Below are 22,754 nucleotides of genomic sequence, written 5' to 3' on the forward strand. Positions count from 1 at the left end.
ACCCGACCCGTACCGCTTCCGGAACCCCGCACCCGACAAGGGTGCGGGGTTCCGGCTTTTTCCCGCCTGACCTGCGCCGACCCGGCACCCTCGGTGCCCGGCAGCGCTTAGCCTCAACCCGGGGCGACCGAGCGACGGCCCGCCCCCGGAGGCGTCCGGGCGGCGGAGCGCCATCGGCGTCGGCGTCCGGCCCGCGACCCGCGGGCCCGGCCGGCACCCGCGCAGCAGAGGGGGTCGAGCGTGCGTCCCATCCGACCCGGTGACCGTGGACCGGCCGTGACGGAGATCCGTACCGTGCTGACCGGCCTCGACCTGCTCGCCCCGGCCACCGGCGGGGACTGCGACGAGTTCGACCCGGCCATCGAACGGGCCGTGCGCGCCTTCCAGCAGTCGCGCGGCCTCAGCGTCGACGGGCGGGTCGGCGCGGAGACCTGGCGGGCGCTCGACCAGGCCCGCTGGCGGCTCGGCGCCCGCACCCTCTTCCACGCGGTGCCCGAGCCGCTCACCGGCGAGGACGTCCGGTCACTCCAGGAGCGACTGCTGGAGATGGGGTACGACGTGGGCCGCGCCGACGCCGTCTACGGCGTCCGAACCTCCCGGGCGGTGGCCCAGTTCCAGCGGGAGGTGGGGCTGAAACCGGACGGTTCGTGCGGGCCGTACACGATGGGGGCGCTGCGCCGGCTCGGCCGCAAGGTGGTCGGCGGCCGGCCGCAGTGGCTGCGCGAGTCCGACGCCATCCGGCAGTCCGGTCCCACCCTGGTCGGCCGGACCGTGGTGATCGACCCGGGCCACGGCGGCACCGACCCCGGCCAGGTGGTCCCCGACGGGCCGCTGCGCTGGACCGAGGCCGACCTGATGCACGACCTGGCCAGCCGGCTGGAGGGGCGGCTGGCGGCCTCCGGGGTACGCGTGCAGCTCACCCGCGGACCGGCGCCCCCGACCTGCCTGCCGGACGCCGACCGGGCGGAGCTGGCCAACTCGCTCGGCGCCGACGTGTTCATCTCGCTGCACACCGACGGGCACGCCAACCCGGCCGCCGAGGGGGTGGCCACCTACCACTACGGGACGACCGACAACGGGGTCACCTCGGCCACCGGTGAGCGGCTCGCCGGCCTGGTGCAGCGGGAGATCGTCGCCCGCACCGGGCTGCGGGACTGCCGTACCCACGCCAAGACCTGGGACCTGCTGCGGCTGACCCGGATGCCCGCGGTCCGCGTCGAGGTCGGCTACCTGACCTCGCCCGCCGACCGGGCCCGCCTGGTCGACCCCCGGTTCCGGGACCGGGTGGCCGAGGCGATCGTCGCCGCCGTGCAGCGGATGTACCTGCCGGACGAGCGGGACGTGCCGACCGGCTCGATCGACGTGAGTGAGCTGCGCGCGGTGGTCACCGCCGGCACGGTGGTCGACTGACTCGCCCGCTGGGTGCCCGCCGGGCACCTGAGCGGGGCCCGGTCAGCCGGTGGTGGAGCGGGTGGCCGGGGCCGGGCGTACCGGGCGGAGCAGGCTCTCCGGGCTCATCGAGCCGAGCAGCTTCTCCAGCGCGTACTCGACGTCGGACTTCCAGGACAGCGCGGTACGCAGCTCCAGCCGCAACCGGGGGTGTCGGGGGTGCGGGCGGACCGTCTTGAAGCCCACCGACAGGAAGAAGTCGGCCGGGGCGACACAGCCGCCGCTCACCAGGTCGTCCGCGTCGCCGAACTTCGCGTCGCCGAACGCCTCGATCGCCTTGATGCCGCGCTTGGTGAGATCCCGGGCGACGCCCTGGACCAGCATCCGGCCCAGCCCACCGCCGGCGAACGCGGGGACCACGTGCGCCGTCATCAGCAGTGCCGCGTCGGCGGAGACCGGTGAGGTGGGGAACGCCATCGAGCGGGGGACGTAGGCCGGTGGGGCGTACATGACGAAACCGGCGGGCATGCCGTCGACGTACGCCAGCTTGCCGCAGGAACCCCACTCCAGCAGCGTCTGGGAGACCCAGGCCTCCTTCTCCAGCCCCGGGTCACCGGCCGCGCAGGCCCGCTCCGCGGAAACCGGATCAAGCTCCCAGAAGACGCAGCGCCGGCACGGACGAGGCAGGTCCTCCAGCGTGTCGAGGGTCAGGCTGACCAGACGTCGCGACATTGGCGCATCCCCACAATAGGCTCGGAGGTGAAGACCACCGCGGTACGACCGCCGTCGCCTTCCTGCCCCCGACGAGCGATCGTACGCCGTCACCCGACCGTACGGGAGGGGACGCGCGAACGCCCACCGGAACGGGGCCGACCACTCCGGTTCGGCGCGTCTGGCGCCGCGCCGCGACCCGGAGCAGTCGTCCGGGATGTGGACGACCACCACGTCACCGGGCTGATGGCCGGCCGGCGCGACTAGGATCGACAGACCGGCGCCCGCGCCGCCATGGTCGCCGGCGCCCCGGGTACCACCCCCGGGTGGGGAGCCACCCGACACGCGATCGAGGTGATGTCATGACCGGCACGACGCTCGACGACTACACCGACCGGTACGCCCGGCGGGTCCGCGGGATGACCGCCTCGGAGATCCGGGCGCTCTTCGCCGTGGCCAGCCGGCCGGAGGTCGTCTCGCTCGCCGGTGGCGCCCCCTACATCGCCGCGCTGCCGCTGGACGCGGTCGGCGAGATGCTCGGCCGGCTCGGCGCCGAGCACGGCGCCACCACCCTCCAGTACGGCATCGGCCAGGGCACCCTGGAGCTGCGCGAGCGGATCTGCGAGGTGATGGCGCTCTCCGGCATCGACGCGTCCTGCGGCGCCTCGCCGGACGACGTGGTGGTCACCGTCGGCGGCCAGCAGGCGCTCGACCTGGTGGCCCGGCTCTTCCTCGACCCGGGCGACGTGGTGCTCGCCGAGGGGCCGACCTACGTCGGCGCGCTCGGGGTGTTCCAGGCCGCCCAGGCACAGGTGGCGCACGTGCCGATGGACGACCAGGGGCTGATCCCGGAGGCGCTGGAGGTGGCCATCGCCGACCTGGCCCGCGCCGGCCGGCGGGTCAAGTTCCTCTACACCATCCCCACCTACCAGAACCCCGCCGGCGTCACGCTGAGCGAGGAGCGCCGGGAGCGGGTGCTGGACATCTGCGAGCGCGCCGGGCTGCTCGTGGTGGAGGACGACCCGTACGGTCAGCTCGGCTTCGAGACCGAGGCCCCCCGGCCGCTGCGGGCCCGCCGCCGCGAGGGGGTGTTCTATCTGAGCACCTTCTCCAAGACCTTCGCCCCCGGCCTGCGGGTCGGCTGGATCCTCGCCCCGCACGCCGTCCGCGACAAGCTGGTCATCGCCAGCGAGGCGCAGATCCTCTGCCCCAGCGCGTACGCCCAGGCGGCCGTCACCACATACCTCGCCACCATGCCCTGGCGGGAGCAGCTCAAGACCTACCGTGAGGTCTACCGGGAGCGCCGGGACGCCATGCTCGACGCGCTGGACGACATGATGCCGGCCGGGACGACGTGGACCAGACCCGGCGGCGGCCTCTTCGTCTGGGCCACCCTGCCCGACGGCCTGGACGCCAAGGCGATGATGCCCCGGGCCATCGCCGCCCGGGTCGCGTACGTGCCGGGCACCGGCTTCTACGCCGACGGCTCGGGCAGCGGCAACATCCGTCTGAACTTCTCCTTCCCGTCGCCGGAGCGGATCCGGGAGGGGGTCCGTCGGCTGGCCGGCGTGATGGAGCAGGACATCGCCATGCGCCGGGTCTTCGGCCAGGTGGACCGTCCCGGAGTACGGCGCGGCCGTCCCGGCGCGGACACTCCCGGACCCGACTTGGCATGATTCCGGCATGGCTGCCACCTCCGCTTCGCCGTCGCCGGTGACCGACCCCGCGAGCACGACCGACCTGCGCGTCCTGGTGCTCGCCGGTGGGCTCTCCTACGAACGGGACGTGTCCCTGCGCTCCGGACGCCGGGTCCTCGACGCGCTGCGCGGCGCCGGCGTGGAGGCCGAGCTGCGCGACGCCGACGTCGCCCTGCTGCCCGCGCTGGCCGCCGACCCGCCGGACGCCGTGGTGATCGCCCTGCACGGGGCCACCGGTGAGGACGGCTCGCTGCGCGGCGTCCTCGACCTCTGCGACGTGCCCTACGTCGGCTGCGACGCCCGCGCCTCCCGGCTCGCCTGGGACAAGCCGTCCGCCAAGGCGGTGCTCCGCGAGGCCGGCATCCCCACCCCCGACTGGGTGGCGTTGCCGCACGACCGCTTCTCCGAGCTGGGCGCGGTCGCGGTACTGGACCGGATCGTCGACCGGCTGGGGCTGCCGCTGATGGTGAAGCCGGCCCAGGGTGGTTCGGGACTCGGCGCCGCCGTGGTCCGGGACGTCGCCGCGCTGCCCGCCGCGATGGTCGGCTGTTTCGCGTACGACTCGACTGCGTTGGTGGAGCGGTACGTGCCCGGCATGGACGTGGCCGTGTCGGTGCTGGACCTGGGCGACGGGCCGCAGGCCCTGCCCGCCGTGGAGATCGTCCCCCGCAATGGCGTGTACGACTACGCGGCCCGCTACACCGCCGGCCGTACCACCTGGCACGCCCCGGCGCGGCTGGAGCCGCAGGTGGCCGCCGCGGTGGCCGAGGTCGCGCTCGCCGCCCACCGGGCGCTCGGGCTGCGGGACCTCTCCCGGGTCGACCTGATCGTCGACACGGACGGCCGGCCGCACGTGCTGGAGGTCAACGTGTCACCCGGCATGACGGAGACCTCGCTCCTGCCGCTCGCCGTCCAGGCCGGAAGCCTGGACTTCGGCAAGGTGCTGGGAGCCCTGGTGACCCGGGCCGCCGCCCGCCGCCGGTAGACCGCCGCGGGTCAGTCCACAGCCCCGGCGTCCACGCCCCCCACCTTCCGCTCCGGCTCTTCACCGGCCGGAGTTTCCTCGACCGGGTCGGGGCCGGCCTCGTCGGTCTCGTCGGCGGCCTCGATGACCGATGTGGGCTCGTCGTCCATGACATCGGCCGGAGCCGCCCCGGAGCCGGAGAAGCTCGACGGTGCCTGCCACTGGATACGCGGTGGTTCGGCCAACGGACGGCCACCGAACTCGGCCAGCCAGGCCGCCACCATGGCGAGGTTCTCCCGCCACTGCGACTCGGGAATGGCCGGCAGGATCGAGTCCCAGAGCGGAAGGAAGGTGCCCCGGAGCTGGAGCTGCCCGTACGGCCGGGCCAGGAACCACATGTGCAGGTGCGCGGAGCCGTCGCCCCAGCGGTTGACGTGCACCCGGGCCACCCCGTCGAGGGACCGGATGGCGCGCTCCAGGCGTACCGTCATGACGCCGAGCTCGGCGGCCAGCAGGTTCGGCAGGTCCCCGAGGTCCAGGTGCGACCGCGACTCCAGGATCAGCACCATCGGCAGGCCGGTCGGCCGGTCCATCGCGCGGACCCGCCAACGCTCACCCACCCAGATGTACGCCTCGTCCGGCGCGTTGCAGGCGGTGCACTCGCGGTGCCCCTCGCCCTTGCGGGGCGGCTCGGCCTCGACCGGCTCGTCGAGCTGCTTGACGCGGATGTCGCCTTCGAAGGGGAACGAGGGCCACTGGGTGAAGTCCGGAACTTCGGCAGGGGTGTCGGGCACGAGGGTGACCCTAACCGAGCCGGCGACCGCTGTCCCCACCAGAAATCTGCCGACGTGCCGGATCGCTGCGGGCACCCGGAAACGGGGACGTCGGGCCCGCTGTTTCCGCTCAAAGTTATCCACAGGGGTTTTCCACAGGCACCGCTGTTTCACGTGAAACCCCGCGTAAAACGGGGTTCCAGCCTGTGGATGAAGGGGTGTGGGGTGGCTCTCCACGGCTTGTGGACGAGACGGCGCCCGTGCTTCACCGGTGCGGCCGGGACACCCCGTGCGGGCCTTGCGGACCGGCGCGGATGTGTCCCTCCCTGCTAACGAGTGAGCCACCAATCGGTGGCCGGTGCCGGCCCCTGTGTGCCGACCGGCGCTTCGGTCGGCCAGCCGGAGGTCGTCGCGGTGGGACGCCGTCGGTGCCGCTTCGCGGGCCGTCGACGACGGCTGCGTGGGCCGAGACGGGTCGCTTCGACCGGGGGCATCGGACCCGCGAGGTGGTCGTCGAGCCGGCCCGGTGGTTGATCGGATGTGTGGCAAGCCGTACGGCAGCGGTTCGCTTGCCCCGTTTCCGGCTGGCGCGGCGGCCGGTGAACCGCTCGGCTCGGAGCTGTGGGCCGGGTCGGTGTCCGTCGGTGGTTCGAGTTCTGCCTCAGGGGGCAACCGCCGGTTTCACGTGAAACGCGGCGGCCGGGCTCGATGTCTCGTGGCAGGACACCCGGCCCTGCGTGGAGCGGGACCGGGCCGGACCGGGGCTCACCGAGCTAGACCGCCATTCCCGCTACGTCCATCACAGGTTCCTGCAGGGCCACTTCGACGACCAACTCCGGCTGACGCCATCCGGTCCTCCATGGTCGCCGTACACAAGGTCTCCGTGTTCATGCGACCAGCAAGGCAGCCCACGAAGGTGGAGGGACCTCTTCGCCCGCCGGCCTCCTGATCAATTTTCTCGCGAGCGCTCGGGATGTCGACCCACGCCTCTGGCCGGGACCGGCTGTGCACCGCGCCGGGGCACCGTTTCACGTGAAACCGCTGCGGATCATCGGCCAGCCGTAGCGGGCACCGAGTCGCTCTCGCGCCCGCGAGCCGCCAGGAAGCCGCAGGCGGCCCCCGGCCCACGGCCGCACCGCCACGCCGGCGCACGGCCGCACCGCCACGCTGGCGCACGGCCGGCGCGCCACGGGTAGCGCGGGCCGAGGGCTCGGCTCACGGACCACAGGCGCGGCCAAGGGCGGGGCCACATACATCGGGCACGGGCCACGAACCACGGGCACCAGCCACGAACCGGCCGGAGGGCGATGCAGCTGGCAAAGCTCAGCCATCGGCCCGGAGGGCTGTACCTCAACGAGAAGAGTCCCGCGCCACGGCCCGGCACCGTCGCGCGCGGGGCGTGGCCTCGGCGTACCGGGCGGCGCCCCGCCCGCCCCTTCCCAGACCCACAGTTCATGGCCGCCGAACGGGCCACACCTGGACGGACGCTCATGCCCGCCTTGGTCCCCGGAAAGCCGAACGCTTTCGCCGCCCCGGCCCTCGTTTCACGTGAAACACGGGACCAGCGGCACGGGCCAGCACGGGTAGCCGGCACCAGGGGAACGGTGCGGATGGCGAGCCAACCGAACGACCGCCGTACCCGGGCAGCCGCCCGGAGCGCCCGGGCCGGTCCACCGACGGCGTCCGAGAACGGCACTGGCCGCATCCGATTGCTCGGGTGCGGCCGGTGCCGGCGTTCTGCTTCAGTCCTCGGGCTGCTCGCCCTTTTCCATGCCGATGATGCTCACGATCCGCTCCAAGTCGTCCACGGTCGCGAACTCGATGGTGATCTTGCCCTTGCTCCGGCCGATGTCCACCTTCACGCGGGTGTCGAAGCGGTCCGAGAGCCGGTCCGCCAGATCGGTCAGCGCCGGGGCGTGCGCCTTCGGTCGGCGCTTGGCCGCCGGCGTCTTGGCGGGGCCGTCGGCGAGGGCGAGGGCCACCACTTCCTCGGTCGCCCGCACCGAGAGCCCTTCGGCCACGATCCGGAGCGCCAACTGCTCCTGCGCCTCGGGCTCGTCGAGGCTGAGCAGCGCCCGGGCGTGGCCGGCCGAGAGGATGCCCGCGGCCACCCGCCGCTGCACCTGCGGCGGCAGGTTCAGCAGGCGGATGGTGTTGGAGATCTGGGGACGGCTCCGGCCGATCCGACGGGCCAGTTCCTCGTGGGTGGCGCCGAACTCGTCGAGGAGCTGCTGATAGGCGGCGGCCTCTTCCAGCGGGTTGAGGTTCGCTCGGTGGATGTTCTCCAGCAGGGCGTCCCGCAGCATGGCGTCGTCCTTGGTGTCCCGGACGATGGCGGGGATGTTCTCCCGCCCCACCGCCTGGGCGGCCCGCCAGCGCCGCTCACCCATGACCAGCTCGTACTTCTCGCTGTCGAGCTGGCGTACGACGATGGGCTGGAGGAAGCCGACCTCCTGGATGGAGGTCTTCAGCTCCTCCAGGGCCTCTTCGTCGAAGACGTGCCGGGGCTGCTTCGGGTTCGGCACGATCGCGTCGACCGGGATCTCGGCGAAGCGGGCGCCGGGGACCGGGCTCAGTGCGGGCCCGGGCTGCGCGGCCGGGACCGGTTCGTCGGACCAGTCGGGTTCGACGTCCGGGGCGGCGGCTGCGGTGGTGGGGATCGCCGCGTCGGCCCGAGGCGCGTCGTCGGTGGCGACGGAGGTCGGGGCGGGGCCGGTCGGAATGAGCGCACCCAACCCCTTGCCGAGGCCACCACGGGGCCGGTTCTTCATGCGACGCCTCCCAGCGGCTCGTCCGTACTACGCATGCCGGCTCACCGGCTCCTTGGCACCACGCTCGGCGATCTCCTGAGCGGCCTCGAAGTAGCTGGTGGCACCCCGGGATCCAGGATCGTAGGTCATCACCGACTGGCCGTAGCTGGGCGCCTCGGAGACTCGGACGTTGCGGGGGATCACCGCCTGGAGCACCTTGTCCCCGAAGTGGTTCCGCACGTCCTGCTCGACGGCGTCGGCCAGCCGGGTACGCCGGTCGTACATGGTCAGCAGGATCGTGGAGACCTCCAGCGCCGGGTTGAGGTGCTGCCGGACCAGGTTGATGTTGTTGATCAGCTGGTTGAGGCCCTCCAGCGCGTAGTACTCGCACTGAATGGGGATCAGCACCTCCTGCGCGGCGACCAACGCGTTGACGGTCAGCAGGCCGAGCGACGGCGGGCAGTCGATGAAGACGTAGTCGAAGGTGCCCGGGTAGGCCGCGATCGCCCGGGCGAGCCGGGACTCCCGGGCCACCACCGAGACCAGCTCGATCTCCGCGCCGGCCAGGTCGATGGTGGCCGGTACGCACCAGAGGTTGGGGATGCCCTCCACCGTCTGGGCCACCTCGGCGAGCGGCACGCTGTTGATCAGGCAGTCGTAGACGTCCGGGATGCCGGTGTGGTGCGGCACGTCCAGGCCCGTGGAGGCGTTGCCCTGCGGGTCGAGGTCGATCACCAGCACCCGGTTGCCGTGCAGGGCGAGCGCCACCGCCAGGTTGACCGCGGTGGTGGTCTTACCCACCCCGCCCTTCTGGTTCGCGACGCACATGATCCGCGTCCGCTCCGGCCGAGGCATGGTCACCTCGCCACTCGGATTCAGGACCTGCACGGCACGCCTCGCCTCCATAGCCAACGGTGGGTCATCCTCTTCGCGGGTCGGGGTTTCACGTGAAACGTATGCGGGATCGTCCGGTTGAGCGTACGGGGCGACGGCGGCGGGAGCGTTCCCCACAACGGTCGCGTCGGGTACGGATCCGACGGTTGGCTGCGCCGGCACGACCACGGTGGCCGTGGCGGGCTCGAATCGGGCCGAGGCTGCCGCGTTACGGCGCGGCTGGACCGGGCGCACCTCGGGAGCGTTCACCGGCCGGAGGGGCGCCTCACCCCGGCCACCGGCCTGCTCCGCGGGCTCAGCACCAGTCCCGCTGCCCGTCGGCCCCTGACCGGTGACGGCCGTAGGTCCCTGGCCGGAGATGGCCGTAGCCCTCTGGTCGGTGTCGCCCGTAGGGGAAGCCGCTCCACCGACGATCGGAACGTCCCGCCGAACGACCGGGGCGCAGTCCGACGCGGAAGCAACCGGATCACCCGGGTGGTCGGTTTCACGTGAAACGGAGTCTGTTGTGGAGGCTCCGTCCGGCCCGGTCACCCGTGGTTCGTCGTACCTGCCGTCGTCATGCACCTGTCATCCCTGCCCGCTCCGGATGTCGGTCCGCACCTCGTCAACTCGCCGCGCGCCCACTCCGTGGAGCGGTCGGCCCACCGGGAGCGGCCGGGACCACAGCCCTCAGGCACCGTCCGCTCCACACTATCGACGCGCGCCAGCCTACGGCGGACGGGCGCAGCCGGTCCATGTCGGGTGCTCATCCCGTTACGTATCCAACGACGGAAAGCCGGCCCGGAAGCCGGCGGCTGAGGAAGCGGAACGGGAGCGCGCCGAGCGACCTCCGGCGCCACCCCGCATCAACGGTCCGGGAGGAGCAGCGGGGGCGGGATCGCATCCCGCCCCCGCCCACTACTCACCGGCCGCGGCCACCGCCGCGCCGCGCGGGCCGGGCCCGTCGGGTCGCCGCCTTCACCGCCGGCGGGACCACCATCCGCTCCCGGACGATCTCCACCACCGTGGCGGGCGGGTCGATGACTCCGACGCCGCACCGGTGCACCGTCGGCCCGCCACCGCCGGCCCGGGCCACCGCGTCGGCGTGCTGGTCGATCTCCTCCTGTGCCGAGGCGCCCTTGAGGGCGATCAGCCGGCCACCACGGACGGCGAGCGGGAGGCACCAGCCGGCGAGCCGGTCCAGCGGGGCCACCGCGCGGGCGGTCACCACGTCGCCGCTGAACGGGCCGACGCCGGTGGAACCGGAGGCGGCCTCGTCGGCGCGGCCCCGGAAGACACGGACCGAACGGGCCAGTCCGAGTTGCTGCACCGCCTCGACGAGGAAGGAGGTCCGGCGGGCGAGCGGCTCGATCAGGGTGACCGTGAGGTCGGGCCGGGCGATGGCCAGCACCAGGCCGGGCAGCCCGGCGCCGGAGCCGACGTCGAGGACGGTGGCGCCCTCGGGGATCCGCTCGGCCATCGCGGCGCAGTTCAGCAGGTGCCGGTCCCACATCCGGGGTGCCTCGCGCGGACCGATCAGGCCGCGGACCACCCCGTCGGTGGCCAGCAGCTCCGCGTACGCGGCAGCCAGGTCGAGCCGGTCGCCGAAGAGGGTACGGGCGGCGTCCGCCAGCTCGGCGGGGAGCACCACCTCCGACGGTGCCGGAACGTCAGCCACCTCCGGTCCGTCGACAACGTCCGACGGCGGCGCGGAGAGGTCCGACGGCGGGCCGGCAACCTCCTCCGAGGTGGACGAGGCCGGGACAGCAGAGGGGGGCGGGACGGCCGCCGAGGACGGGACAGCGGACGGCCCGGGCGGCGTACCACCCGGGCCGGTCAGGTTCTCGTGGGTCACCCGGTCAGTCCGCCGGCCGTACGACGATGCGCCGGCTGGGCTCGACGCCCTCCGACTCGCTCTGCACGCCGCTCATCGCGTTGACGACGTCGTGCACGCACTTGCGCTCGAACGCGGACATCGGCTCCAGCCGCACCGGCTCGCCGTACTCCTTGACCTTCTCGACGGCGTTCTTGGCGACCGCGGCGAGTTCCTTGCGACGGTTGGCGCGGTAGCCGCCCACGTCGAGCAGGAGCCGGCTGGGGGTGCCGGTCTGACGGAACACGGCGAGCCGGGCCAGTTCCTGGAGCGCCTCGAGGGTGGCGCCGCGCTGGCCGACCAGGTTCTGGAGGCCGTCGCCGACGACCTCGACCATCGGGCGGCCGCCGGAGACCAGCTCGTCGATGTCGCCGTCGTAGTCGAGGATGTCGAGCAGCCCCTCGACGTAGTCGGCCGCGATCTCGCTCTGCCGGAACAGCTCGCTCTCGGCCGGGGCCTTCTTCTCCCGGGTGCCGCCCTCGGTCTCCTCGACCTCGTCCCGCCCCTCGGCGGTCGCGGTCTCGTCGTCCAGCTCGGGCTCGGCGCTGGGAATGCTGGTGTCGGTCACGGTCTCATCTCCGTACTCGCTCGGCCGGACCGTCGGGTCCGCTGGTTTCCCGGGGCCGGCGGGAGGTCGCCGGTGCCCACGGGCACGTCTGGTACGGGCAGTCTCGCCCGCGACCGCGCCACGCGCGGTGGGTTCCGCCTCCGGCGCCTGCGCTGGTGCGCGGCGGCTCGGTCGACGGAACCGGCCGCCGCCGGGTTGCCCCGGCGGCGGCCGCAGTCCTCAGCCCTGGCGCTTGGCCGGGCGGCTCTTCTTCGGGTTGACCGGGCGGGCGCCCGGCTTCGGGCCGGCGACCTTCGGCGCGACCGGCTCCGCCGGCACTTGGGCGGCGGGTTTGCGGCCGAACAGGCCACCACCGGCCTTCGCCGGCTGCACCGGGCCACGGGCGCCGGCCTTGGTGGCGGTCGCCTTGGTGTTGGCGGTCACCAGCGGCGGGAACTTCCGCAGCACCCACTGCTGCTGGCCGAGGGTGAAGAGGTTGTTGGTGACCCAGTAGATGATCACGCCGATCGGGAAGATCGAGCCGGAGACCAGGAGCGAGAGCGGGATGCCGTAGAGCATCAACCGCTGCACCATCCGCTGCTGCGGGTCCTCGGCCCAACCGGTCTTGAGGATCATCTGACGGCTGGTCAGGTAGGTGGTGCCCATCATGACCAGGACCAGAATGCCGGCGATCACCTTGACGGTGGTGCCGTTGGCGTTCAGCGCGGCAAGCTCGTCGGCGGTGGAGCCGAACTTGCCGGCGATCGGGGCGGTGAAGAGCTTCGCGCTGGAGGCGCTGTTGAACTGCTCGACCGCCCAGCCGTAGAGCGTCTTGTTGTTCTCGCTCTTGCCCGGGTCGAGGCGGCGCAGCACGTGGAAGAGGCCGAGGAAGACCGGGATCTGGAGGAACATCGGAAGGCAGCCCATGAGCGGGTTGGCCTTTTCCTTCCGGTAGAGCTCCATCATCTCCTTCTGGAGCGTCTCCCGGTCACCCTTGTGCTTCTCCTGGAGCTCCTTGACCTTGGGCTGGAGCGCCTGCATGGCCCGCTGCGACTTGATCTGCTTCACGAAGACCGGGAAGAGGATCACCCGGACCGTGACCACCAGGAAGACGATGGAGAGGATCCAGGCCCAGTTGGTACCGAGCACCGCGCCGACCGGCACCCCGATGGCGTCCCAGGCCGAGTGCCAGGTCAGCAGGATCCACGAGATCGCGTAGTAGATCCAGTCGAGACTCAATTCTCAGACTCCAGTCGCATCGGCACGGCGGCGGCCGCCCGGCTCCGGCACCGGGTCATGTCCACCGGGGTGGAAAGGGTGGCAGCGCGACAACCGCCGGACCGTCAGGCCGGCTCCCCGGAGCGCGCCGTGCCGGGTCACCGCCTCCAGGGCGTACGCACTGCACGACGGGTAGAACCGACAGCGGGCCGGCAGCGCCGGGCTTATCCACCGACGGTACGCGACGATGGGCGCGATCAGCACCCGGGCACCGGCGGTCGGCGGTGTGGAATCGGGTCCGCGGGTCATCGCGACCGCCGTCCCCGGGAGGCCCGCGCGGCGGCGATCGCCGCGTCGAGATCGGTGCCGAGCCGGGCGTACGACGTGTCGGCCGCCGAGGGCTGGGCGCGTACGACCAGGGTGGTGCCGGCGGGCAGCCCGGTCAGCCGCTCGCGGACCAGGTGCCGCAGTCGACGGCGGACCTTGTTGCGGACCACCGCCGACCCGACGGCCTTGGACACGACGAAGCCGGCGCGGGTCGGTGCGGAGTTCTCCTCCGCGACCCGCGCCGGCTCCGGCGAGAGTGCTGCGTCGCCGTCCGGCTCGGCGGGCAGGGTCAGGTGGACCACGACGGCGCCTCGCCCGGCGCGTCGGCCACCGCGGACCGCTGCGGCGAAGTCGTTACTGCGCCGCAGTCGCTGTGCGGCTGCCAGCACGACTGACCACGCCCCCGGTACCGGACCTGTTCGGCGTCAGGCCGACAGGCGGGTGCGGCCCTTGGCGCGACGGGTCGACAGGATGGCGCGGCCGGCACGGGTGCGCATGCGCAGCCGGAAGCCGTGGGTCTTCGCGCGCCGGCGGTTGTTCGGCTGGAAGGTGCGCTTGCTCACGTCAGGCTCTCCGTTTTCGTACGCGTCCCAGGCGCGGGATCGCCGGGGTCGTGTGGTGGTCCAGGCCACCTCGGCGGGTGGCCTCCGATCGGTGCTGCCCGGGGGAGCGGGACCTCGGCGATGCGGGGGAGCCACCGCGGACAGCAAGCACCCATCACCCTAGCAGAGGGCGAGAGAGCAGCCGCTCCAGCCTACGCAGGGGGGCAATGACCGTCAAACATCACACCGCCGGGCACCGGACAGCCGCGACCGAAGGGGCGGTTTTCGCTGATGCCGCAAGGGGCGGCGGTGCGTCGCCGGTTGATGCCGTGCCACCCGCGCTGTTAGCGTGCGCGTTTGCGGTCGGCGGCGGTGCGGAAGTGTCGCCGAGCGGCAAGACCGGACAAGGTCGTGAATCGTTCGGCACGGTGAACCCGCTTCAGCCCCCGCCCAGACCTGGGGGGCAGGTCCGACCCGCGTCCGGCGGGCGGCCACAATCGGTCGGTACACACAGGCTGTGGATAACTTGTGGATGACGACCGGTCAGCCGTCCGGGTGGGTGCTCACACCCCCGCTCGACGCGATGGCGGGCCCGGTACGGCCAGCTGGCTAACAGCGGCGACCGGGAGCAGAGGCGAGGGGGGTGGCACGACGGTGGCCGGTTCGACCGACCTTGCCGCGGTGTGGACGGCGACCACGGATGAGCTCGCCGACGAGATCATCTCCGCCCAGCAGCGGGCGTACCTGCGCCTCACCCGGCTGCGTGCGATCGTCGAGGACACCGCCCTGCTCTCCGTCCCGGACGCGTTCACCCGGGACGTGATCGAGTCCCGGCTGCGGCCGGCCATCACCGAGGCGCTCACCCGCCGGCTGGGCCGGCCGATCCAGGTCGCGGTCACCGTGCGGGTCCCCGAGGATCCGGCGGCCCGGCCCGCCGGCACCGTGTACCGCAGCGCCCCCGAGCCCGCCCCCGGCTACGAGCCGGCGGCCGAGCTGCGCCCGGACGGTTCCGGTGCGGCGGTCGGCCGCCCGGCCGGCTACCCGGCGCCCGACTACCCGGACCACGGCTACGACCACTCCACCGGTTACGACCAGGCCCCCGGCTACGACCAGACGCCCGGTTACGACCAGCCCCCCGGCTACGACCGCGCGCCGAGCTACGACCAGCCCGCGGCGGGCCGCCCCGGGACCACCGGTCCCGCCGAGCCGGCCGGCCGGGGCGGGTCCGGCGAGGAGACCACCGATCCCGGTCGTTCCGAGCAGCGCCCCGAGCCGGAGCGGCTCGACCGGCGGCCGGAGCAGGAGCACCAGGGCACGCGGCGGGACACCGGCCGCCAGGGCGGCGAGGGTCGGCGACCGCTGATCCCGGCCAGCCGGGACGCCCAGGAGACCCTCTTCGGCACGTTCGACGAGCCGACCGCCGCGCCGGCCCGCTCCGGCCCGCCCCGGCGTGGCTTCGACGACCGGGCGCGCGGTGAGCAGTCCGACGGCCGTGGCTTCGAGCCCCGCTACCGGGAGGAGGCCCGCGCACCGCGCGACCCGCAGCCCCCGAGCGGACACTCGGGTGGGACCGACAGCGGCCCGGGCCGGGGTGGTGCGGATCACCGTCCCGGCGGTCGGGACGACCGGCGGCCCGGCGCGGACGGCGGCGGCAACCGGCTCAACCCGAAGTACATGTTCGAGACGTTCGTCATCGGCTCGTCGAACCGGTTCGCCCACGCGGCGAGCGTGGCGGTGGCCGAGTCCCCGGCGAAGGCGTACAACCCGCTGTTCATCTACGGCAGCTCCGGGCTGGGCAAGACCCACCTGCTGCACGCCATCGGGCACTACGCCACGACGCTGGGCAACGCCCGCTCGGTCCGGTACGTCTCGACCGAGGAGTTCACCAACGACTTCATCAACTCGCTGCGGGACGACAAGACCAGCGCGTTCCAGCGGCGCTACCGGGACGTGGACATCCTCCTGATCGACGACATCCAGTTCCTGGAGAACCGGGAGCGGACGCAGGAGGAGTTCTTCCACACCTTCAACACCCTGCACAACGCGAACAAGCAGATCGTGATCACCTCCGACCGGTCGCCGAAGCAGCTGGCGACGCTGGAGGACCGGCTGCGGACCCGCTTCGAGTGGGGCCTGCTGGCCGACATCCAGCCGCCGGACCTGGAGACGCGGATCGCGATCCTCCAGAAGAAGGCGGCCCAGGAGCGGCTGTACGCGCCCCCGGACGTGCTGGAGTTCATCGCCTCCCGGGTGTCGAACTCGATCCGGGAGCTGGAGGGCGCGCTGATCCGGGTCACCGCCTTCGCCAGCCTCACCCGCTCGACGGTGGAGCTGTCGCTGGCCGAGGAGGTGCTGCGGGACTTCATCCCGGACGGCGCCGGCCCGGAGATCACCGCCGACCAGATCATGGTCTCGACCTCGGAGTACTTCGGGGTGAGCCTTGAGGACCTGCGCGGGCACTCCCGCTCCCGGGTGCTGGTGAACGCCCGCCAGGTGGCCATGTACCTGTGCCGGGAGCTGACCGACCTGTCGCTGCCCCGGATCGGGCAGGCGTTCGGCGGCCGGGACCACACCACGGTGATGCACGCCGACCGCAAGATCCGCCAGCAGATGGCCGAGCGGCGCTCGCTCTACAACCAGATCGCCGAGCTGACCAACCGGATCAAGCAGAACACCTGAGGTCCACCCGTACCCTCGCTCCACCCGTGACGCCCGGCCGTTCTCCGGCCGGGCGTCTTCGCGTACGCACGAGAGAAAGGCCGCCGGAGGACGGCCGTGACTTGACTCTCCACAGGGTGTAGGTCACAGGCTCGGTCCCGTGTCCGTTCTCGTCCCGTCTCGTTGTCCACACCCGGTTTTCCACCGCCGGTGGATAACTACCGAACGTTCGCCGCCGGTTACCCACAGACTGTGGACAAACCCTGGGGACGACGCTGTGGACGCCTGGGGACAACCGTGACGTTGTCCCCAGGTTCGGCGCCGCCTGTGCACGGCCTGTTGAAGGTTCTGGGGATTACGTCGGTACGGGCCCGTTCCGTTGTCCACAGCACTGGGGGTAAACCCGGTGGATTACCGGTGGACAACCTGTGGCCAACCGTGGACAACTCGGTGGACGAGGGAGCCTGTGGACCACGAGCCGGGTTTACCCCCCGGTTCTCCACAGCCAAACCACCGGTGGATAACCTGTCTGACCTGCGCAGACTCGAGTTCTCCACAGTTTGCACAGGTGCGATGAAGACGATGAGTTATCTCTTCTAAAACAACAAAAACCAATCATCACCGTTGGACTTCCTGTGGATCGGGCCGGACGCTGCCGTCGGCAGTCGCCCGGGCACCTGGATCCACGGGGTCGGGCGCACAGCCGATGCCCACGCGCCCTAAGGTGCGATGGGTACCCGCACGGTCGGGCGGGACGGCAGGCAGCGGTCGGCATGAGAGAGTTGTCGCTGACGTCGACGCGGAGGCATTGATGAAGTTCCGAGTAGAGCGCGACGCGCTCGCCGAAGCGGTGGCGTGGACCGCGAAGAGCCTGCCCAACCGGCCGTCCGTACCGGTGCTCGCCGGGGTGATGCTGCGGGTCACCGACGGCAACCTCCAGGTCTCCGGCTTCGACTACGAGGTCTCCAGCCAGGTCACCGTCGAGGTGCAGGGAGACGCCGACGGCGCGGCCCTGGTCTCCGGCCGGCTGCTCGCCGAGATCACCAAGGCGCTCCCGGCCAAGCCGGTGGACATCGCCGCGGTCGGCTCCCACCTGGAGCTGGTCTGCGGCAGTGCCCGGTTCACCCTGCCGACCATGCCGGTCGAGGACTACCCCACCCTGCCGGAGATGCCGGAGAACGCCGGGACGGTCGACGCGGCCGCCTTCGCCGCCGCCGTCTCCCAGGTCGCCGTGGCCGCCGGCCGGGACGAGACGCTGCCGATGATGACCGGTGTACGCCTGGAGCTCTCCGGCGGCACCCTGGCCATGCTCGCCACCGACCGATACCGGCTCGCCCTGCGCGAGATGGAGTGGAACCCGGACGACCCGGAGACCAGCGTCAACGCCCTGGTGCCGGCCCGGACCCTGAACGACACCGCCAAGGCCCTCGGCCCGCTGGGCGGCCAGGTCAACCTGGCGCTGTCCCAGGGCTCCGCCGGTGAGGGGATGATCGGCTTCGCCGGCGGCACCCGGCGCACCACCAGCCGGCTGCTCGACGGCGCCAACTACCCGCCGGTGCGCTCGCTCTTCCCGGCCACCCACAACGCCCAGGCGCAGGTGGCGGTCAGCACCCTGATCGAGGTGGTCAAGCGGGTCGCCCTGGTGGCCGAGCGGACCACCCCGGTGCTGCTGAGCTTCAGCTCCGACGGCCTGGTCGTCGAGGCCGGCGGCACCGAGGAGGCGCGGGCCAGCGAGGCGATGGAGGCCACCTTCACCGGTGACCCGCTGACCATCGGTTTCAACCCGCAGTACCTGATCGACGGCCTGAGCAACCTGGGTGCCCAGTTCGCCCTGCTGAACTTCGTCGACGCGTTCAAGCCGGCGGTGATTTCGCCCGCCGGCGAGGATGGCGAGGCCATCCCTGGGTACCGCTACCTCATCATGCCGATCCGGGTCTCCCGCTGATCGCGCAGCCCCTTGATCCAGACGCAGCGGAGGTAGGAAGAAGATGCAGCTCGGCCTGGTAGGACTCGGCCGCATGGGCGGCAACATGCGCGAGCGGTTGCGCGCCGCCGGGCACGAGGTGGTCGGCTTCGACCGGAACGCGGAGCTGAGCGACGTCGCGAGCCTGGCCGAGCTCGCCGAGAAGCTGGAGTCGCCCCGCGCGGTCTGGGTGATGGTCCCCGCCGGCGTCACCGACGCCACCATCGACGAGCTCGCCGGGGTGCTCGGCGAGGGCGACATCATCATCGACGGCGGCAACTCGCGGTTCAGCGACGACGCCCCCCGCGCCGAGCGCCTGGGCGAGCAGGGCATCGGTTACCTGGACGTCGGGGTCTCCGGCGGCGTCTGGGGCAACAAGAACGGGTACGGCCTGATGGTCGGCGGCGCCCAGGAGCACGTCGACCGGCTGATGCCGGTCTTCGACGCGCTCAAGCCGGCCGGTGAGTTCGGCTTCGTGCACGCCGGCCCGGTCGGCGCCGGCCACTACGCCAAGATGGTGCACAACGGCATCGAGTACGGCCTGATGCACGCCTACGCCGAGGGCTACGAGCTGCTGTCGAAGTCCGAGGTCGTCACCAACGTGCCGGGCGTCTTCAAGTCCTGGCGCGAGGGCACCGTGGTCCGTTCCTGGCTGCTCGACCTGCTCGACCGCGCGCTGGACGAGGACCCGGAGCTGGCCGAGCTGAGCGGCTACACCGAGGACACCGGCGAGGGCCGCTGGACGGTCGACGAGGCGGTCCGGCTCGCCGTCCCGCTGAACGTCATCACCGCCTCGCTCTTCGCCCGGTTCGCCTCCCGCCAGGACGACTCGCCGGCCATGAAGGCCGTCGCCGCGCTGCGTCAGCAGTTCGGCGGGCACGCCGTCCACAAGCGCTGACCGGTATCCACAACCTGTGTACGTCCGCCGGCTGGAACTGGTCGACTTCCGCTCGTACGAGCAGGTCGGCGTCGACCTGGAGCCGGGGCCGAACGTCCTGATCGGCGCCAACGGCGTCGGCAAGACGAACCTGGTCGAGGCGTTGGGCTACGTGGCGACCCTGGACTCGCACCGGGTCGCCACGGACGCCCCGCTGGTCCGGATGGGCGCCACCTCGGCGGTGATCCGCTGCGCGGTGGTGCACGACGGCCGGGAGCTCCTGGTCGAGCTGGAGATCGTCCCGGGCAAGGCCAACCGGGCCCGGCTGGGCCGGTCACCGGCCCGTCGCGCCCGGGACGTGCTCGGCGCGTTGCGGCTGGTGCTCTTCGCCCCGGAGGACCTGGAACTCGTCCGCGGCGACCCCGCCGAGCGCCGCCGCTACCTCGACGATCTGCTGGTCCTGCGCCAGCCCCGGTACGCCGGGGTGCGCGCCGACTACGAGCGGGTGGTCAAGCAGCGCAACGCCCTGCTCCGCACCGCGTACCTGGCCCGCAAGACCGGCGGGACGCGGGGCGGGGACCTCTCCACCCTCGCCGTCTGGGACGCCCACCTGGCCCAGCACGGGGCCGAGCTGCTGGCCGGCCGGCTGGAGCTGGTCGCCGCGCTCACCCCGCACGTCGCGAAGGCGTACGACGCGGTGGCGGCCGGCCGGGGCGCGGCGGGGATCGCGTACCGGCCGTCGGTGGAGCTGCCCGACCCGACCGTGGACCGGGCGGCGCTCGCCGAGGCGCTGACCGCCGCGCTGGCCGAGCAGCGGTCGGCGGAGATCGAACGGGGCACCACCCTGGTCGGCCCGCACCGCGACGACCTGAGCCTCACCCTCGGCCCGCTGCCCGCCAAGGGCTACGCCAGCCACGGCGAGTCCTGGTCGTACGCGTTGGCGCTGCGGCTGGCCGGCTACGACCTGTTGCGGACCGACGGCATCGAACCGGTGCTGGTCCTCGACGACGTGTTCGCGGAGCTGGACGCGGGCCGGCGGGAGCGGCTTGCCGCCCTGGTCGGCGGGGCGAGCCAGCTGCTGGTGACCTGTGCGGTGGACGACGACGTGCCGGCCGCCCTGCGCGGCACCCGGTACGCCGTCGGTGAGGGGACGGTACGACGTGTCTGACGAACCACTGTTGCCCCCGGCCCGGCTCGGCCCGGGGCGGGACGCTTCGAGGCGTACCTCCGCTGCCGGCGACGGCGCCGGGCGCGGTCGGGCCGGTGCCCGCGACGGCGCCGCGGCGGCGCGCTCCGGCGACGACGGCGCCGGCGGCGGCGCGGCCGGGGACGCGGCGGGCGGCGGCGCGGCCGGTCCGGAGCTGGCGCGGGCGGTGCTGGACGCGGCCAAGGCCCGTCGTGACGCGGCCGCCAAGACCCGGCGGCGCAGCGTCGTCGGCGGCGACGGTGGCGAGCGGCGGATGCGGGGCTACTCCGGCCCCGGTCCGGACCCGCGCGACCCGCAGCCGCTGGGTGTGGTGCTGGAACGGCTGATGAAGGCGCGTGGCTGGCAGCAGCCGGCGGCCGAGGCGACGGTCTTCGGGGCGTGGGAGAAGGTCGTCGGGGCGGAGGTCGCCCAGCACAGCCGGCCGGTCAAGCTGGAGGACGGCGAGCTGACCGTGGAGGCGCGGTCCACCGCGTGGGCCACCCAGCTGCGGCTGCTCGCCGGTTCGCTGCTCAGGCAGATCGCCCAGGAGGTCGGCCACAACGTGGTGCGCAAGCTGCACATCCACGGACCGGCCGCGCCGTCCTGGTCGCGTGGGCCGCGTCGGGTCCGCGGTCGCGGCCCCCGCGACACCTACGGCTGACCGCTATCCGAGGCCGCCCTTGCGCTCGGCGCGGCGGGCCTCACGCTCGGCGCGCTTGCGCTCGCGCTGCTCACGGCTCCACTGCTTGCGCCGTTCCAGGTCCTGCTTCCACCCGTCGCGGGCGCCCTGCGAGCCGCCCTGCACCGCGCCCTGGACCTCCGGGGGGCCGGCCCAGTTCCGGAACGACCAGGCCATCAGCCGGCCGCCCTCGCCGGAGGTCGCCCGCTGCTCGTCGCTCATCCGCTGGTCCCTTCGCCGCCCAACCGTTGGTGTACAAACATTTAGTACACCAAGCATTGGTACGATCGCAACGACGAGGAGGAGGCGCCGGTGCCCGACCAGCCCGCGGAGGACCCGCTCGCGCTGGAGCAGCAGGTCTGCTTCGCGCTCTCGGTGGCCGCGCGCAGCGTCGTGGCGGTCTACCGGCCGCTGCTGGAGCCGATGGGGCTGACCCACCCGCAGTACCTGGTCATGCTCGCGCTCTGGCAGCACGCGCCGCTGTCCGTACGCGAGCTGAGCGGGCTGCTCCAGCTGGATCCGGGCACCCTGTCACCGCTGCTCAAGCGACTGGAGGCGGCCGGCTACGTCCGGCGGGACCGGGGCGCCACCGACGAGCGCACCCTCGCCGTGCGGCTCACCCCGGCCGGGCAGGCCCTGCGGGAGCGCGCCGAGCAGATCCCGCCGGCCATCGTGGCGCGGCTCGGGCTGCCCCTGGCGGAGCTGCGCCAGCTGCACACCGCGCTGACCCAGGTGATCGTCGCGGCGAACCGGCCGCCGCAGGCCGACCCGGACCCTCAGGCGTCGGCGTAGACGGCGAAGCCCCGGTCGGCGCAGCGGCGGTAGAAGGCCGCCAGCACGGCCAGCTCGGCGCAGGTGAAGGTCCACTGCGGCGGGTCGCCGGCCTCGTCGCGCAGCGCGTCGAGGCGGGTGCCCAGCCAGCGGAGCTGCTGCTCGGCGAGGCGCCCGTCGGCGAGCAGGCCGCGCAGCACGTCGCTGACCGAGTCGAAGGTGACCTCCTCGCCGTGCGGCCGGTGCGCGGCGACGAACCGCTCGATCCCACCGGCGATCCACGAGCAGCCGTCGGGGTCGATCACCGGGTCCTCGTCCTCGGCGGCGGCGTCAGTGGCGTACAGCACATTTTCCAGCCCGAGCAGGAGGTCCACCAGCTCGGTGTACGCGGTCGCCCGGACGGTGCCGGTCTTGGCGATCAGCTCGGCGAGCGCCGCCGTGGGCGCGGAGATCCGCGGCAGCTCGACGATCTCGCCGAAGTCGACGAACTCGGCCGGCGCGACCGGGTCGTAGAAGCGGCCGGTCCGCGGCCAGTGCACCGCGACGTTGTCCAGCCCCATCTGGCGTCACCTCTTCAGCACGAGTGGGAGCGATCAGGTCGATCGTCCCGGTTCCGACCGGAGAAGATCAAGACCGGCCCCGGGGTGGCGTGGCAAAGCTACGGTACGGCCGCCGGCCGCCGCCCGCCCGCCCCGGCGTCGGCGGGGCGATTCGACGGCGACGGCGACCGTGACCGGGGGGCTGGCGTGTAGGGGGAGTCGCGGACAGCGAAGTTCGGGCCGCTACGGACTTCTCAGCCGCCTCTCCAGGGGTGCCGAGTGGCGGTTCTGTCGTCTGCGCACAGTAAGATTGACGCTGAGACGACGATCGGACGTGAAACGACGACACGGGCCCACCGGGCCCTTGGTCGTTGTTGCGGGTCCGGTCCAGCCGATCGCGATCCGCGGGCAACCGCG

The 22,754-nt window shown here is 72.8% G+C and carries 20 protein-coding genes and 1 pseudogene; 9 read left to right on the plus strand and 12 right to left on the minus strand.

Features of this window, described 5'->3' with window-relative positions; translation table 11 throughout:
* The first annotated feature begins 240 nt into the window (after positions 1-240).
* The gene (locus GA0070564_RS25225; RefSeq protein ID WP_091614060.1) at positions 241-1,410 is read left to right on the plus strand and encodes an N-acetylmuramoyl-L-alanine amidase; all 1,170 of its coding nucleotides are present in this window, start codon (positions 241-243) and stop codon (positions 1,408-1,410) included.
* Between the two features lie 42 nt (positions 1,411-1,452).
* Here GA0070564_RS25225 and GA0070564_RS25230 read toward each other — a convergent pair whose 3' ends face one another.
* Positions 1,453-2,121, minus strand: coding sequence for a GNAT family N-acetyltransferase (locus tag GA0070564_RS25230; protein WP_091614063.1), 669 nt, complete (start codon positions 2,119-2,121; stop codon positions 1,453-1,455).
* A 341-nt stretch (positions 2,122-2,462) separates the two neighbouring features.
* Here GA0070564_RS25230 and GA0070564_RS25235 point away from each other — a divergent pair, with 341 nt between their 5' ends.
* Positions 2,463-3,776, plus strand: a complete 1,314-nt coding sequence (locus tag GA0070564_RS25235; protein ID WP_091614067.1) for an aminotransferase-like domain-containing protein — start codon at positions 2,463-2,465, stop codon at positions 3,774-3,776.
* Between the two features lie 7 nt (positions 3,777-3,783).
* Complete coding sequence (locus tag GA0070564_RS25240) at positions 3,784-4,782, plus strand: D-alanine--D-alanine ligase family protein (RefSeq protein WP_091614070.1); 999 nt, start codon at positions 3,784-3,786, stop codon at positions 4,780-4,782.
* 178 nt (positions 4,783-4,960) lie between these two features.
* Here the strand turns inward: GA0070564_RS25240 and GA0070564_RS25245 are convergent.
* The 9 genes and pseudogenes from GA0070564_RS25245 to rpmH all read right to left on the minus strand — a co-directional run.
* Positions 4,961-5,555: pseudogene (locus GA0070564_RS25245) on the minus strand (hypothetical protein); the annotation flags it as partial.
* A gap of 1,721 nt (positions 5,556-7,276) precedes the next feature.
* The gene (locus tag GA0070564_RS25250; RefSeq protein WP_091614073.1) at positions 7,277-8,305 is read right to left on the minus strand and encodes a ParB/RepB/Spo0J family partition protein; all 1,029 of its coding nucleotides are present in this window, start codon (positions 8,303-8,305) and stop codon (positions 7,277-7,279) included.
* Between the two features lie 27 nt (positions 8,306-8,332).
* Complete coding sequence (locus tag GA0070564_RS29520) at positions 8,333-9,742, minus strand: AAA family ATPase (RefSeq protein WP_091614076.1); 1,410 nt, start codon at positions 9,740-9,742, stop codon at positions 8,333-8,335.
* Positions 9,743-10,079: 337 nt separating this feature from the next.
* The gene (rsmG, locus tag GA0070564_RS25260) at positions 10,080-10,835 is read right to left on the minus strand and encodes a 16S rRNA (guanine(527)-N(7))-methyltransferase RsmG (protein ID WP_245670226.1); all 756 of its coding nucleotides are present in this window, start codon (positions 10,833-10,835) and stop codon (positions 10,080-10,082) included.
* A 181-nt stretch (positions 10,836-11,016) separates the two neighbouring features.
* A complete protein-coding gene (locus GA0070564_RS25265) occupies positions 11,017-11,598 on the minus strand; it encodes a Jag family protein (protein WP_091614079.1) in 582 nt (193 codons plus the stop codon).
* Positions 11,599-11,817: 219 nt separating this feature from the next.
* A complete protein-coding gene (yidC, locus tag GA0070564_RS25270; RefSeq protein ID WP_091614082.1) occupies positions 11,818-12,816 on the minus strand; it encodes a membrane protein insertase YidC in 999 nt (332 codons plus the stop codon).
* Positions 12,817-12,819: 3 nt separating this feature from the next.
* Complete coding sequence (yidD, locus tag GA0070564_RS25275) at positions 12,820-13,104, minus strand: membrane protein insertion efficiency factor YidD (protein ID WP_091614085.1); 285 nt, start codon at positions 13,102-13,104, stop codon at positions 12,820-12,822.
* The gene (rnpA, locus tag GA0070564_RS25280) at positions 13,101-13,511 is read right to left on the minus strand and encodes a ribonuclease P protein component (protein ID WP_091614088.1); all 411 of its coding nucleotides are present in this window, start codon (positions 13,509-13,511) and stop codon (positions 13,101-13,103) included. Before rnpA ends, yidD begins: the two co-directional genes overlap by 4 nt.
* Before the next feature lie 36 nt (positions 13,512-13,547).
* The gene (gene rpmH / locus GA0070564_RS25285) at positions 13,548-13,685 is read right to left on the minus strand and encodes a 50S ribosomal protein L34 (RefSeq protein WP_088969042.1); all 138 of its coding nucleotides are present in this window, start codon (positions 13,683-13,685) and stop codon (positions 13,548-13,550) included.
* A gap of 633 nt (positions 13,686-14,318) precedes the next feature.
* Between rpmH and dnaA the strand changes: the two genes are divergently transcribed.
* The 5 genes from dnaA (at position 14,319) to GA0070564_RS25310 (ending at position 21,009) form a co-directional block, all read left to right on the plus strand.
* A complete protein-coding gene (gene dnaA, locus GA0070564_RS25290) occupies positions 14,319-16,343 on the plus strand; it encodes a chromosomal replication initiator protein DnaA (protein WP_091614092.1) in 2,025 nt (674 codons plus the stop codon).
* Positions 16,344-17,133: 790 nt separating this feature from the next.
* Positions 17,134-18,267 carry a DNA polymerase III subunit beta gene (gene dnaN, locus GA0070564_RS25295; RefSeq protein WP_091614097.1) on the plus strand — a complete coding sequence of 378 codons (1,134 nt, stop codon included), beginning with the start codon at positions 17,134-17,136 and terminating at the stop codon, positions 18,265-18,267.
* Positions 18,268-18,310: 43 nt separating this feature from the next.
* Complete coding sequence (gnd, locus tag GA0070564_RS25300) at positions 18,311-19,183, plus strand: phosphogluconate dehydrogenase (NAD(+)-dependent, decarboxylating) (RefSeq protein WP_091614101.1); 873 nt, start codon at positions 18,311-18,313, stop codon at positions 19,181-19,183.
* A gap of 16 nt (positions 19,184-19,199) precedes the next feature.
* Entirely contained in the window at positions 19,200-20,330 is a 1,131-nt protein-coding gene (recF, locus tag GA0070564_RS25305; RefSeq protein ID WP_091614106.1) for a DNA replication/repair protein RecF, read from the plus strand.
* On the plus strand, positions 20,323-21,009 hold the full coding sequence (locus GA0070564_RS25310) for a DciA family protein (protein WP_245670228.1): 687 nt from the start codon (positions 20,323-20,325) through the stop codon (positions 21,007-21,009). The genes recF and GA0070564_RS25310 overlap by 8 nt, the downstream gene beginning before the upstream one ends.
* Before the next feature lie 3 nt (positions 21,010-21,012).
* Here the strand turns inward: GA0070564_RS25310 and GA0070564_RS25315 are convergent, their stop codons facing one another.
* A complete protein-coding gene (locus tag GA0070564_RS25315; protein ID WP_091614112.1) occupies positions 21,013-21,249 on the minus strand; it encodes a hypothetical protein in 237 nt (78 codons plus the stop codon).
* Positions 21,250-21,339: 90 nt separating this feature from the next.
* Between GA0070564_RS25315 and GA0070564_RS25320 the strand changes: the two genes are divergently transcribed.
* A complete protein-coding gene (locus GA0070564_RS25320) occupies positions 21,340-21,819 on the plus strand; it encodes a MarR family winged helix-turn-helix transcriptional regulator (RefSeq protein ID WP_091614116.1) in 480 nt (159 codons plus the stop codon).
* Here the strand turns inward: GA0070564_RS25320 and GA0070564_RS25325 are convergent.
* On the minus strand, positions 21,804-22,358 hold the full coding sequence (locus GA0070564_RS25325; RefSeq protein ID WP_091614120.1) for a hypothetical protein: 555 nt from the start codon (positions 22,356-22,358) through the stop codon (positions 21,804-21,806). The genes GA0070564_RS25320 and GA0070564_RS25325 overlap by 16 nt on opposite strands.
* Between the last annotated feature and the right edge of the window lie 396 nt (positions 22,359-22,754).

This window comes from Micromonospora mirobrigensis (assembly GCF_900091555.1).
Classification (GTDB): Bacteria; Actinomycetota; Actinomycetes; order Mycobacteriales; family Micromonosporaceae; genus Micromonospora; species Micromonospora mirobrigensis.